General features: G+C 43.1%; 10 protein-coding genes and 1 other RNA gene. 5 read left to right on the forward strand and 6 right to left on the reverse strand.

The features are described from left to right. Positions 1-174 precede the first annotated feature (174 nt). Entirely contained in the window at positions 175-2,142 is a 1,968-nt protein-coding gene (locus tag KCV09_RS00710) for a gamma-glutamyltransferase family protein (protein ID WP_212515380.1), read from the forward strand. Positions 2,143-2,196: 54 nt separating this feature from the next. Here the strand turns inward: KCV09_RS00710 and glpK are convergent, their stop codons facing one another. After that, positions 2,197-3,684 (reverse strand): glycerol kinase GlpK, encoded by a 1,488-nt coding sequence (glpK, locus tag KCV09_RS00715; protein WP_212515381.1) that lies wholly within the window; start codon positions 3,682-3,684, stop codon positions 2,197-2,199. A gap of 130 nt (positions 3,685-3,814) precedes the next feature. Here glpK and ssrA point away from each other — a divergent pair. Next, positions 3,815-4,174: a transfer-messenger RNA gene (gene ssrA / locus KCV09_RS00720) on the forward strand. Between the two features lie 86 nt (positions 4,175-4,260). On the opposite strand, the gene KCV09_RS00725 is transcribed toward ssrA, so the two are convergent. The 4 genes from KCV09_RS00725 to KCV09_RS00740 all read right to left on the reverse strand — a co-directional run bounded on the left by KCV09_RS00725 (position 4,261) and on the right by KCV09_RS00740 (position 9,533). After that, positions 4,261-5,610, reverse strand: a complete 1,350-nt coding sequence (locus KCV09_RS00725) for a DUF3100 domain-containing protein (RefSeq protein WP_212515382.1) — start codon at positions 5,608-5,610, stop codon at positions 4,261-4,263. A gap of 363 nt (positions 5,611-5,973) precedes the next feature. Next, entirely contained in the window at positions 5,974-7,128 is a 1,155-nt protein-coding gene (locus KCV09_RS00730; RefSeq protein ID WP_004935694.1) for a M20 aminoacylase family protein, read from the reverse strand. 3 nt (positions 7,129-7,131) lie between these two features. Further along, positions 7,132-8,640, reverse strand: a complete 1,509-nt coding sequence (locus tag KCV09_RS00735; RefSeq protein WP_076032893.1) for an aldehyde dehydrogenase family protein — start codon at positions 8,638-8,640, stop codon at positions 7,132-7,134. Positions 8,641-8,654: 14 nt separating this feature from the next. Continuing rightward, positions 8,655-9,533, reverse strand: coding sequence for an NAD(P)-dependent oxidoreductase (locus tag KCV09_RS00740; RefSeq protein WP_025095765.1), 879 nt, complete (start codon positions 9,531-9,533; stop codon positions 8,655-8,657). Positions 9,534-9,786: 253 nt separating this feature from the next. Between KCV09_RS00740 and KCV09_RS00745 the strand changes: the two genes are divergently transcribed. Next, positions 9,787-10,695 carry a LysR family transcriptional regulator gene (locus tag KCV09_RS00745; protein WP_151815623.1) on the forward strand — a complete coding sequence of 303 codons (909 nt, stop codon included), beginning with the start codon at positions 9,787-9,789 and terminating at the stop codon, positions 10,693-10,695. A 32-nt stretch (positions 10,696-10,727) separates the two neighbouring features. Here KCV09_RS00745 and KCV09_RS00750 read toward each other — a convergent pair whose 3' ends face one another. Further along, positions 10,728-11,618: a LysR family transcriptional regulator gene (locus KCV09_RS00750; RefSeq protein WP_004935706.1), complete on the reverse strand. Its 891-nt coding sequence runs from the start codon at positions 11,616-11,618 to the stop codon at positions 10,728-10,730. A 182-nt stretch (positions 11,619-11,800) separates the two neighbouring features. Here KCV09_RS00750 and KCV09_RS00755 point away from each other — a divergent pair, with 182 nt between their 5' ends. Both KCV09_RS00755 and KCV09_RS00760 read left to right on the forward strand, forming a co-directional pair. Further along, entirely contained in the window at positions 11,801-12,745 is a 945-nt protein-coding gene (locus tag KCV09_RS00755) for a dihydrodipicolinate synthase family protein (RefSeq protein WP_048766158.1), read from the forward strand. A gap of 170 nt (positions 12,746-12,915) precedes the next feature. Continuing rightward, entirely contained in the window at positions 12,916-14,301 is a 1,386-nt protein-coding gene (locus KCV09_RS00760; protein ID WP_004935711.1) for an MFS transporter, read from the forward strand. Positions 14,302-14,375 lie beyond the last annotated feature (74 nt).

A 14,375-nucleotide genomic window follows, 5' to 3' on the forward strand; every position in this document is an offset into this window, starting at 1 on the left:
GGCCGTGTGGAGCCACGTTTTTATTGCTTAAGTAAAAAATAATAAAATTCAATGGTATAAAATAATATGCTAGAAAATTGATCGATTGATCAAAAAACATTGTATTTTTTCTCCATATTGGCTTCATAATTGCTGACACAGGACGTTCGATAACAAGTAAAGCATGGAGATTCAATGCAAAAAAAATACACCCTGATTCTTGGCGGGGTTTTAAGTTTAGGATTACTACACGGTTGTAACGATTCTAATGATCAAGAACAAACTCAAAACTACACCATCACCGACAATAATCCCAATAGCTGTAATCAGCTCGCAAGTAATGGCTCAACGGTAGTCGTGGGGAGCGGGCAGGCAGGCGATCCATCAGCGCCTGAGCCAGCATCGGCTTACCGTTTGGGGCTTAAGGCCAAAACCTCAGATCAATATATGGTGGTTGCCAATACACCACTTGCGACCAAGGCTGGCTGTGATGTTTTAAAAGCCGGTGGGAGTGCAGTGGATGCTGCGATTGCCGTACAGGCAGTACTGGGCTTGGTCGAGCCGCAATCAAGTACCATTGCTGGTAGTGCATTTATGATGTATTACGATGCAAAAACTCAAAAAGTGACGGCATACGATGGTCGTGAAACGGCACCTGCGGCTGCCAATGAATATTATCTGGTTCGACAAAATATTGACGATGCCAGCTCATCAGCACCTGTACCTAGCGCAAGACGCAGTGGACGTTCAATTGGGGTGCCTGGCGTGATGCGCATGCTGGAAATGGCACACAATGAGCATGGCAAACTTAAATGGAATCAGTTATTTGACAATTCGGTACAACTGGCTGAAGGCGGCTTTAAAGTACCGGGACGTCTAGCGGCAGCCATTCAAAGCAATGCAGCATCGTTAGCTCTCGATGCCAATGCAGTCAAAACCTATTTTCACCCAGATGGAACGGCCTACGCTGTGGGTGAAACCATGACCAATCAGGACTACGCCAGAACCATCCGTACGATTGCGGCCAATGGTGCACAGGCGATGTATTCAGGCCCGATTGCACAGGCAATTGTAAATAAAGCCCAGCAAAGCGTAGGCGATGATGCAGCCAAAACTCCGATTACGCCAAGCTTGATGACACTCAATGATTTGTCGAACTATCAGGCTAAAAAGCGTGATGCGATCTGCTTTACGTATCGTAGCCAGTATCATGTATGTACCATGCCACCGCCGTCGTCAGGAGGGATTGCAGTGGCTCAGACGCTGGGAATTTTAGAGAATTTTGATCTTGCATCATATGCGCCAACACAGCCTGAAAACGAAGGCGGTGTACCAAGTGTCATGGGCGTACATTTAGTGTCTGAGGCTGAGCGTCTGGCGTATGCCGATCGGGATAAGTATGTAGCAGATACCGATTTTGTGGCTTTACCAGCACAAGGTATTAGCAGCATGATTGATAAAGCCTACCTGAAAAAACGCGCTGGATTGATTAACACTGAAAAATCGATGGGCGTTGCTACTGCCGGTGATTTTAATAGTAGTGCTGCAATTGATAAAACAGTGGAGCATGGCACCACCCAATTTACTATTGTGGATGCCTATGGAAACGTGGTTTCCATGACCTCTACAGTTGAATCGAGCATGGGTTCGTTCCATATGGTCGATGGATTTTTGCTCACCAACCAGTTAACCGATTTTAGCGCACAACCGATGGACAGTTCTGGCAATTTGGTGGCTAATCGTGTTCAGCCAAACAAGCGCCCAAGAAGTACCATGGCACCGACACTGGTATTTAAGGGAACTGCGCCGGGCGACTTTTATATGGCTACAGGTTCACCGGGCGGTGGAACGATTATTCAATATGTGGTGAAAACCTTGGTGGGTGCGCTAGATTGGAAACTCGATGCACAGCAAGCGACCTCACTGGTAAATTTTGGCGCAACCAATAGTGCTACCACCAATGTTGACAGCTCTAATACATCGCTAGATTTAAAAGCGCTTGTGGCAGGACTGGAAGCCAAAGGCCATAAAATCAATTCCGCTGCGCAAAGTAGTGGTGTTGCTACCATTATGCGTACTGCTGTGCAGAACCAAAAAGCGAAGTACGTTGGGGGTGTAGATCCGCGCCGTGAAGGTATCGTTTTGGGCAATGGTGCGTTGTAATCAAAAGCCTTTTTTAACTCTAAAAAAAGCTGCAATTCGTTGCAGCTTTTTGAATTAAATTAACTCAGATTTTGCGCGTTTCAGTGCCTGATTCCACTCAAACAATCGTGATTCACGTTGATCTTGCTGCATGGCAGGCTCAAAGGTACGATCAAGCTGCCAAGAGGCAGAGATTTCATCTAGATTTGAAAACACACCCGCTTTCAAACCCGCCATGGCAGCAGCGCCCCATGCGGTCGATTCAAGCATTTTGGGCCGAAGTACGGGTACATTTAAAATATCGGCCTGAAACTGCATCAGCATATCGTTTTGACTGGCGCCACCATCGACACGTAATTCTTTAAGCGGTTGAGACAAATCAGATTGCATGGCACACAGCACATCCGAAACCTGAAAGGCAATCGCTTCAAGTGCAGCGCGTGCAATATGCGCTTTTGTGGTTCCGCGTGACATTCCACATAGTAGTGCTCGGGCTTCGCTGTCCCAGTGAGGGGCGCCAAGTCCGGTAAATGCAGGCACCAAAATCACGCCGTCACTACTTTTGACTTGCTGCGCCAATTGTTCGACCTGTGCACTGTTTTGAATAATTCCAAGTCCATCCCGTAGCCATTGTACAATTGCTCCAGCCATAAATACGCTGCCCTCAAGAGCATAACGGGTTTGATTTTGGCATTGCCACGCCAAGGTAGTCAGGAGCTGGTTTTGGCTTAATTTGAGGTGGTCGCCTGTATTGAACAGCATAAAACAACCAGTGCCATAGGTATTTTTGGCTGCCCCTGCATCGAAGCACGACTGACCAAACAACGCAGCTTGCTGGTCGCCTAAAATACCGGTAATGGGAATGGTACTGCCGAGTAAGCCAGGTGCCGTGTCTGCAACGTAGGCATCTGATGAAATAATCTTGGGCAGCATTTGATGGGGGATATTAAACTGAGTCAGAAGTTGTTCATCCCATGTTTGTGTTGAAAGATTCATGAGCATGGTACGAGAGGCATTACTGGCTTCAATAATATGCTCGGCACCTTGGGTTAGATTCCATACCAGCCAACTGTCGATGGTGCCAAACGCCACATGGCCTTGTTCGGCCAGAGCACGAAGTCCGTCAATATGTTCGAGTAACCACACCAGTTTGCCTGCACTAAAATACGGATCGATGCGTAGCCCAGTTTTTTGCTGTACGGTATCCAGCATTTGCTGTTCGATTAAATGATTGCACCACAATGCAGCACGCCGATCTTGCCAGACAATCGCTGGCGCCAACGCTTTGCCTGTGCGTTTGTCCCAAACCACAGTAGTTTCACGCTGATTGGTTAGCCCTAACGCTTTAATATCTTTGGCCAGAAGATGAGCGGAAGCCAACGCTTGCTGGATGACCGCAATCTGACTAGACCAGATCTCATTGGCATCTTGCTCCACCCAGCCAGAATGCGGTGTTTTAATACGGGTTTCGCGCTGAGCAGTGGCATGGATATGACCTTTTTCGTCAAAAATAATGGCGCGGCTAGAGGTGGTTCCTTGGTCGAGTGCAAGCAAGTAGCTCATATTTTTATAGTGATGGTCTTGAAAAATAAAATAGTAGCTCAATTATCAGGTTAAATACATGACTGCTGTTTAGTTGGTTATAAATTGCATAGCAATTTTTCAGGGTTGTGCTATAGTGTAAAACTCATCTGGGGATGTTATTGGCTTCGACGCTGGTGATGAAGCTCATAGATGCATGCCGAGAGCGCATTTTCTCTCGTAAATAAAATTTGCATTTTTATAGTCGCAAACGACGAAACTTACGCTCTAGCTGCCTAAGGGCAGCTTGTCCGCTTCCTAGAATACTTGTGGTTTAGGAACCCGACCGAAGCGCACGCACACAAGTCCGTATAGAGCCAAGCCTCGGGGCTTTATACCAAACTTAGAGGATCGCGCCTTGTACCCTGTTCGTCGGGTCGCTTGGTGTTAAATCAATAGACGATATCTAAGCATGTAGTATTCTCGAGTGTAGTGCTGGCGGACGCGGGTTCAACTCCCGCCATCTCCACCAAAATTCGAAAAAGCCCCGAATTCATCATTCGGGGCTTTTTTTATTTTGTTTTAATGTTTTTAAAAATCGGATAACACATTCAATTTTTAGTGAAAAAATTCAGCCACAAACGCCGCTGCAATAAAAGTTCCAAAATTTGCGCATAAAGAAACGACCACGATACGCCAACCCAGTTTTCTAAAAGCAGGAATATCTTTTGCAATTGAAAGGCCTGCAAATGCCAGCATAGGGGTAATTACAGATAATATATGAATCTCACCCACAATTCCTGTAACTGTTTCATGCCAAGGAAACCATGGAGAAGCCATATACATCGCGATAATCGATACATAGCAAACCGTTGGAACTTTCTTGCCAGTAAGATGGTAGATCAGATCTCCCAATATTGAGATCAAAACTAAAATAACACCCGCAATGATCACGGTAGCGCTAAATTTTCCAGTTAAAATGGTATTTGCTGTTGTCGCTAATGCAATAAGTGCAATCCAAGTGAAGGCTTTTTCAGCTAAACTTAACTTGGTTTTTTCCTCTTCAGATTCTTTTACGGTGCTATAAAGAAACTCATTGTCATGCTGTTCTACTTGATTTCTTTTAGAAAAACGCCCTAAAACTGGTTCGAGTATCTTATAAGCATAGATGGCCAACGGGAGTGAAATAAATAAAGTAAAGTAGGTGCCAAGTGTTGTGGTTAATAGATTAGACGCGGCAGCCAAAGCCATCACTTGTTCAGCCGTGGCCGGATCGACTTGAGCAGAAATAGCACCCGCTGCTGCAGCCATCATACTACCAGAGCCAATACCTGAGGCCATAGCTAAAGATAATGGATGAAAAACATTCAAGCTCGCGATAAAACCGGCAACGATTGCAATAAATAAAGCACCAATTAATGTTCCCGTTATGTATTCAGCTAAAACACCACGGCCTTCGGCAGAATTTAATCCATATTTTTCGGTAATGATGGCTAGACTAGGTTCGCGTCCGACAGAAAATGTTGCACCAATTGATTCGCGTTTAATACCTAGTAGCAAGGCAATTGGCATTGCAAATAAAATAGTACCGACAAAATGCCCGAGCTCTTGAAACAATAATGCCCAACCCGATTGAATAATCAGTGGAATCGATGAGCCTACAATCAGCCCTTGTTTGGCGATAAAAACAAGCAGTGCAGGGTAAAGAATATTTGCACTTTTAATCTGTAAAGGCTTATCTATTTTAAGTGGCATCCATTGTTTTTGACTCAGTAAGCCAAATGTACAACCTAAAATCAGAGCCCATACCATCGGAAGTAAGGCAATTTTTCCGGAGCCTAAAGGGATATTAATTGTACCAATAGATTCGGCAATACAAATGATGAGAAATGCAGATAATATTATATATCCGTATCCATAATTTATATTTCTTGCGTTGGTTTTCATATTAAAAACATTATCTCGCATTTTACTTCTTCCTTTTAGTGGGCATAATTTATTTATTAATAAAATTGCAAAATATATGCCATGATTTCCTGTTTTTATAATACGCAATATGTATACAATGCTCAAATGATGTGTATCAAAATAAAAACACTAAATTTCATGTTTAATTATTTATTTTTCAATAACTTGTTATGAATTTTTGGATGGATGGTTGAGTGCTAAAAACATAAAATTTTGTTGCTTAAATTAGAACATAAGGTTTTCAAAATATTTTTTAGAATTAGAATAAATTTGCATAATAAAAGTGCATTTTAAATTTACTAATGGAAATAAAAAATCTCTTATAGAGGCTATAAGAGATTTTTTTAATATTTATTTTGACGATTATTTTGATAAGGTGGTTTCAACCAAACCGATCCAAAATTTTATACCCGTTTCAATGACATTGTCATTAAAATCATAATAAGCATTATGTAGTGGTTTGGATGGTTCTACTCCATCGACGCCTAGCCAAAAATATGCACCAGAACATTTTTCTAAAAAATATGAAAAATCTTCTGATGCCATAGAAGGTTTGACATTCCAGTGAACTTTAGAATCTCCAAATAGTTTTTGGGCGACATCGCGAATGGTGATGGCTGCATCTGTATGATTCATTGTCACTGGATAACCAGAAAAAAATTGGATACTTCCTTTTACGCCGTGTACAGGAGGGAGCGCCTCAACCTGATCTTGAAGGAGTTGTTTCACCTGTTGACGAACTTGAGGGTCTAAACAACGAAAGGTACCTTTGATCGTGACATATTCAGGGATGATATTGATTGCTTCACCTCCCTGAATTTGAGTAATACTGAGTACAGCAGAATCTTGAGCAGCCAATCGTCTAGAGCTAATGGTCTGAATCGACAGAATGAGCTGGGCAGCTGCCACAATTGGATCAAACCCTAATTCCGGCATAGCAGCATGACAGCTTTTACCTTCAAGCTGGATTTCAAAGGTATCCATAGATGCCATCATTGCGCCAGGATTGACGGCAATATGGCCAGCAGGAAGTCCTGGCCAGTTATGTAAACCATAAATAGCAGACATTGGAAACTGATCTAACAAACCTTCTTCAAGCATTTTGGTTGCACCGCCTAAACCTTCTTCGGCTGGCTGAAATACGAAATGCACTTTTCCATGAAAATTTCGGTGTTCACTTAGGTATTTGGCCGCCCCTAAAAGTATTGCAGTATGTCCATCATGACCACAGGCATGCATGGTACCGTGATGACATGACTTATGCGGAATATCTGCCAGCTCGGTAAAGGGAAGAGCATCCATATCGGCACGAAGTCCAATTACTGGGCCAGAGCCATTTTCTAAAGTTGCCACCACACCTGTGCCAGCAATGCCTTCTAGCACATCCAAGCCAAACGAGCGTAACAAATCAGCGATACGTTTTGAGGTTTGAATTTCCTGAAATCCGATTTCAGGGAAGCGATGGAATTGTTGACGCCAAGTAATGACTTCATCAATAAAGACTTTAGAAATGTTCATAGCTTATCCCTCTCCAGCACCATAATTAAAACTAAAAGTGGGGGAATCAGATGTTTCGACCCAAACACTTTTTACTTCACTATACTCTCGAAGTACATCAATTCCTGAAGATCGGCCATAACCGCTGTCACCGTAACCCCCAAATGGTGAACTGACATGAATGGTTTTATAGCCATTAATCCAGAATGTACCCGCATTGATTTGCGCTGCTACACGATGTGCGCGTGCCACATTATTGGTCCAGACTGCACCTGCCAAACCGAAACGACTGTCATTGGCAATGCGGATAGCATCTTCTTCATCTTTGAATGGAATAGCAATGACCACTGGACCAAAGATTTCTTCACGCGCGACATACATGTCATTATGGCCTTTAAGCACCGTTGGGTTGATATAGAAGCCATCTGTCTTAGGCACGGAAATCACATCGCCCACCACTTCTGCACCTTCTTGTGCTGCCTTTTCTAGCATATTACAAACATGGGTATATTGTTTGATATTGTTGATTGGGCCCACTTCTGTATCTTTACTTTCAGGATGACCAACACGAATTTTTTGAGCTGCCTTGGCAACATCAGATACAAATTTTTCGTAAATACTTTCTTGGACCAAAAGACGTGACCCAGATACACAGCTCTGACCTGCGCCACCAAAAATTGCGGAGATTGCACCTTTGACGGCATGATCCCAATGGGTATCTTCAAAGACAATATTGGCAGATTTTCCACCTAACTCTAAGACACAAGGTAAACAACGTTTTGCTGCTGCCATCGCAATATGACTACCCGTTGCAGGTGAACCGACAAAACAAATTTTTCGAATATCTGCTTTGGCAATCAGTTCTTGGCCAATTGTGTGGCCATAACCCAAAATAACATTGACCAGACCTTTAGGTGCACCTGCACGCTCAATTAAAATGCCGACAACCAGCGAACTAATCGGGGTTAATTCGGATGGTTTTAAAATGACGGCATTGCCTGCAGCAAGGGCAGGAGCAACCTGCCAGCCACACGTATTCATGGGGGCATTCCACGGGGTAATCTGCATGATGGTACCCATGGCTTCATAACGCACATAGTTCAAATGGCTGGTCGGTACCGGAATAACTTCACCATGAAATTTATCAACCCAACCTGCATAGTATTCAAACATTTCTGCCACACGAACCACATCACCGCGTGCGTCGTTGTAAGGTTTATTTGAGGTGACACATTCAATGTGTGTTAAACCGTCAACTTCTTTTCTAATCTCGGCACCTATCATGTACATGATTCGACCACGGTCTTTAGCAGTCAGTTTCCACCATTGTTTTTGTGCCTGTTTTGCCGCATCACTTGCTAAGGCAACAATCGACGCATCTGCATCTGGATAGCTAAACGTAACCTGATTGTCATGTGCTGAATGCATTTCAATGAGTTCGCCTTTTCCAATGACGAGTTCACCATTAATCCAGCTTCCGAGTTGTTCTGTACCTAAGTAAGACTTGATGATATTTTTTAATTCTTGAAACATGATGTTCTTTGTCCTTATCCAAAAAATTCGAGATCGGTATGTTTTACAATCGCTGTAAAATCATCTGTGTCGGAGAGCTGTGGCTTACTGCCTTCACGCCACAAAGCCACGATTTTTTTAGATACAGGTAAGTCGAGTTCAAGCGCATCAGCCATATCTTGGGCCAGTCCTACATCTTTGCGCATGAGCCCCATACTAAATCCAGAGTTATAGGCTTTATTGAGTACCCACTGTGGAAACATGGCTTGGCTTGCTGCGCTTCGGCCTGAACCTGCATTAATGCCCGCTAACAGTTTTTCTGGGTCTATTCCGCAATGAACAGCAAGGCTCATGGCCTCTGCGGTGGTAATTAAATGTGCTGCTGCCAAAAGATTATTGGCAATTTTGGTAATATTTCCTGCGCCAACTCCACCTACATGCACTTGTGTTGTACTCATTGCTTCCAGCACAGGTTTAATTTTATGCATGACGTCATCTTCTGCACCAATCACCATACTCATCGTGCCAGTTGCAGCACCTTTTGGCCCACCAGATACAGGTGTATCAGCAAAATACATTTGTTTTTCTGCAAGCGCTGCGGCAACTTTGCGACTCGTTTCTGGTGTCGAGGTGGTTGTATCGACGATAATTAAGCCAGCGTGACCCCGTGTTAGTACACCGTTTTCACCGAAAATAACTGCTTCAACATGTTCAGCTTTGGGTAATGAAATAATTAGAATCTCAATATGATCCAGAAGTTCTTTTAAATTTTTTACTGGCTGTACACCATGCTTTTGCGCTTCGATAATTGCTTGTGTTGATAAGTCAAATCCGTAAACCTCAAAATCTTTTGAAACGAGTGTGGCGGCCATACCCGCTCCCATATTACCTAACCCTAATACACCTACTTTCATATTTGATACTCGTAACGCTCAATGCGCTAAAGATGGTTTAAATCAAGATCTGTGCAAAGCCAAAGCGTATTTAGAAGCGTTTGAGATGTTGACCAAGTCATGATTGGTTTGGTCTGTTTAAGCTTTTATAACGGTCAAATATGCTTTACAAGATTTACGAATACGAGTATAGATATCAGACAAATTGGTTATCAATAACAACGATTCTTAAAGTTTGTTGCTTTTAACGCAACACACAAGTTAGGTTAAAAGAATGAGCTATGTGCACGAAAACCGTATTAAATTTTTCTTTGAAGCGGTGAATAAAGGGAGTGTCCGTGCTGCTGCGGATGCGCTGGATGTTGCACCTTCTGCGGTGAGTCGACAGATCAGCCAACTTGAGCAAGAACTTGCGGTGACATTAATTGAACGACATCGACGTGGGATAAAAGCCACTGAAGCTGGCGAAGAAGTTCTCAAATATTACAAAGCCTATTTAATCCAGCAGGAATTGCTATTAGAAAATCTTCAATCTTTACAGGGATTGCAAAAGGGACACATCTTTATTGCAATGGGTGAAGGATATATTGACGATGTTGCGGGCTTACTCAGTGAGTTTTCTTCACAATTTCCCGAGATTAAGTTGCATTTATCGATTTGTAGCAGTAACGAGGTGATTCGAAAAATAACGGAAGATGAGGCACATCTAGGATTGGTGTTTAATCCGGCAAGAGATCCCAAAATTCGTAGTCACTTAGCAATGGATCATCCGTTGTCTATTATTCTTCATAAAGAGCATCCGCTTGCACAAATAAGTCCAATTGAATTGAGTCAACTGAATCAATATCGACTTGCCTTAACGGATGTTTCACACGGAATTCGACAAATTATTTCTCAGGTGGAAAATCTCACAGGTGTCGTGTTAACCCCAACTTTGGAGTGCAACAATCTATCTACTTTAAAAGCTTATGCGATAAATGGCGGAATTACCCTTTTACCGAAATTCACCATCGAACATCACGCACATTTATATCCTGATCTCATCGCACTTCCGTTGCACCATCCGACATTTGCGCAAACAAAATCGCATATTATTACTCGATTAGGCAGGCAATTGGGCAACGCTGCTAATACGCTGTTGCACATGTTAGTTTATGAAATGAAAAAGCGTGATCACGATTAAACTACTCGAACTTCAAAAGCTTTAAGACAAACTTACAGAAGATCTGCGATACGCTTGATCTCTTCCATCACCGCTTTACAGGCAGGTGTAAGATAACCATGCTTTGAAACCGATAGCGAAATATAACGTTTCAACTCAGGATTTACGATTTTTGCGGCGTTCACTGCAGTATATTGAGATGCCTTGATTAATGCTTGAGGGCCCAACAAGCTATACAGTCCATTTTCAGCAACCAGATGTGTCTGCAGGCTAATTGAATCTGCTTCAAATACAATATTTAGATTTAGCCCGTGTTCATAAGCCATATGATCAAGAAAATTACGCCAGTTACTTGGCCGGCAAAAGGTAACCAGAGGAAGGTGCTCAATGGCTTTAAACTCGATCTCTTTGGCTTGGGTGAGAGGGTCATTTGCGCAACTGACCAGATAGGTATCCGCTTCGGCCAGATAAATATCACCATGTTTAGGGGTTGGACTAAACCGATACAGCAAAGCGAGATCGACATTACCTTCTTCAAGCCATTTTTCCAAATGTACGCCTTGCCCCTCGCGGACCGATAACTTAATACGCGGATATTTTTGCTGAAGTACTTTATAGAGCGTGGTGAGTAATGGGTGCGCGGTAGAAGGTAAGCTGGCAATCCTGACTGTGCCAACAGGCGTATCGGTTGAGTGTAAAATCTCATTATTAAACTGGTCGGTTACATTGATCCATGCATAGATTTTGGGCAATAAATGCTGACCCAAATCGGTCAGTTCGACACCTCGGCCTGTCCGGTTAAATAGCCGGCCTCCACATACGGCTTCAAGTTCATTGATTTGTCGGCTGATTTGCGGCTGATTGGTATTTTGTAGCGTTGCGACTTTACTTAAGCTTCCTAATTCAACTGCATCTAAAAAGGTTTTCCATAACGCGTAATTCATCGATCAATCCTGAATCTTTTTAAAAAAAGGTATACAAAAACAGTATAACTGAAATGCAAGAAATGGTAATTCCTCTATATCTGAACTCTTTCTATACTCCATTTATGTTCTCTGAAATCAAAAATGAACCCTGCTTAAGGGCGAATGAGAATGATAAATCACATAGTATAGGAAGTACGGTTATGAGCTTAGATTTACGTGGACTTACCCCAGCACCAGTAACACCATTCACACGCGATGGTGCGGTAGATCACGACGCGATTCAGCGCTTAGGTTCTTGGTTAGGTAGTATCGATGGCGTAAAAGGCCTGGTGGTTTTAGGCCACGCAGGTGAAGGTACATTTCTTTCACAAAAAGAGCAGATGCAGGTGATTGAAAGCTTTGTCAAATCTGTCGATGATCGAATTCCTGTAATTGCAGGGATCACGCTTGAAGGTACGTCTGTTGCGGCAGAAGAAGCAAAGCGTGCAGTCAGTGCAGGTGCATCGGCAGGACTCATTTATCCTTCGCATGGCTGGCTACGTTTTGGATATCAAAAAGGTGCTCCACAAGATCGTTACAAAGCAATTTATGAAGAGAGTGGCTTACCTTCAATTTTATTTCAATATCCAGATGCCACTAAAGCCACTTATGATTTAGATACCTTACTCGATATTTCTGCACAGCCTGGCGTATTTGCCATGAAAAATGGTGTGCGAAACATGCGTCGTTGGGATGTCGAAATTCCGATTATTCGCCGTGAGCGTCCTGATTTACAGGTATTGACCTGCCACGATGAATATCTTTTACATACCATGTTTGATGTAGATGGTGCTTTGGTCGGCTATGGCAATATTGCTCCAGAGCTATTGATTGAAATGATCAAGGCAGGCAAAGCCAAAGATTACGAGAAAGCACGAGCATTGCACGATCAGCTGCTTCCTGTCACACGTAATGTTTACCACCGCGGATCGCATATGGAAGGCACCGTCGCACTCAAACATGCTTTGGTTGCACGCGGGATTCTAGATCATGCAACTGTTCGTTCGCCTTTACTTCCACTGGCAGAAGGGGCAGAGCAGGAGATTCATGAAGCGATGCGCCAGGCTGGCATTGGAAAGGTCAATCTCGCTCAAGCCATCGCTTGAAGAAAAAAGGCTAGCCTATGCGCTAGCCTTTTTTTAGGTTACTCTGCCTGAGGCAAAAATCGGGCATGTCATTTAAAAATAACAAGAAAATATGCGTGCGATTTTTAGTCAAACGGTTTAGGTATAAAACAACAAAACTACGAGGAATGTAGTTGATAAGGAGAACGGAGATGACCAATCTAGCGGATGTAGAATCAATTCGTCATCATCAACAAAATGCACACATCATTGCACGATTAGAACGACTACCCGTCACTAAACGATTGCAATTCATGCGAATCACCATTGGAATAGCCACTTTTTTTGATGCCTATACCGTACTTGCAATTGCCTTTGCTTTACCCCAGCTGATTACAGAATGGCATTTAACTCCAGCCTACGTGGGTGCCATCATTGCAGCGGGTTATGTTGGCCAACTCATAGGTGCCATTTTTTTTGGTTCTTTGGCTGAAAAAGTTGGGCGGCTACGGGTCTTATTTTTTACCATCATGTTGTTTGTGATGATGGATATTGCATGTTTATTTGCATGGAGCGGATTATCGTTACTGGTTTTTAGGTTTTTACAAGGTGTAGGTACAGGTGGTGAGGTTCCTGTCGCGAGTGCATATATCAATGAGTTTATTGGAGCAGAAAAACGTGGCAAGTTTTTCTTGCTTTATGAAGTGCTCTTCCCGATGGGACTGATGTTTGCAGGAATGGCTGCATATTTTCTGATGCCGATCTATGGTTGGAAAGTCATGTTTATTGTCGGGCTGGTTCCATCTTTACTGGTTATTCCATTACGTTTTTTCTTACCTGAATCACCACGCTGGCTCGCCTCGAAAGGACGTTTTACTGAAGCCGATAAGGTTGTGAAAATTTTCGAACAGGGGGCGTTAAAACAAGGTAAGGCACTTCCTGAACCTGTCGTGAAAGATATCAATCCACAGGCAATGGCGAAAACCAACTGGCGTGAACTATTTCAGGGAATCTATCGTAAACGTACCTTCACTTTGTGGGGAATGTGGTTTTGCGTATATATGGTGAATAACGCTATGGTGACCTGGTTACCTTCACTATATAAACAGCATTTTGGCTTACCATTGCAGACCAGCCTTGGTTATGGCTGGATTACCTCGGGAGTCGGGGTGATTGCTTCGATCATTTGTGCGCTCATGATTGATAAAGTGGGCCGCCGTCCTTGGTATAGTGCTGCTTTCTTTTTGGCGATTATTCCTTTAATGAGCCTGTCTGTGCTTGGCGCAACATCTGCGATACAGGTTGTGGTACTCGCTACGCTCAGTTATGCAATTTTACAAACCATCTCATTTTCTCTATATCTCTATGCTGCTGAGCTGTATCCGACACGTTTACGTGCGATGGGAATCGGCTTTAGTACCGCTTGGTTACGTGCAGGATCTGCAATTGGGCCAGTAATTGTTGGATTAATTGTTGGAGGTTATGGCATTCAGTATGTATTTAGCGTACTGGCAATCGTGGCACTAATTGGTGGATTGGTGACGTTCTGGTTTGCCATCGAAACCAAGGGCCAAGTCTTAGAGAAACTCTCTCCTTAACTTTATATGACATATCTAAAAATTGCCTAGCTGAAAGGTTAGGCAGTGTTTTTATTCATGCTTAAAAAAGGATA

Source organism: Acinetobacter soli, from assembly GCF_018139125.1.
Taxonomy (GTDB): Bacteria; Pseudomonadota; Gammaproteobacteria; order Pseudomonadales; family Moraxellaceae; genus Acinetobacter; species Acinetobacter soli.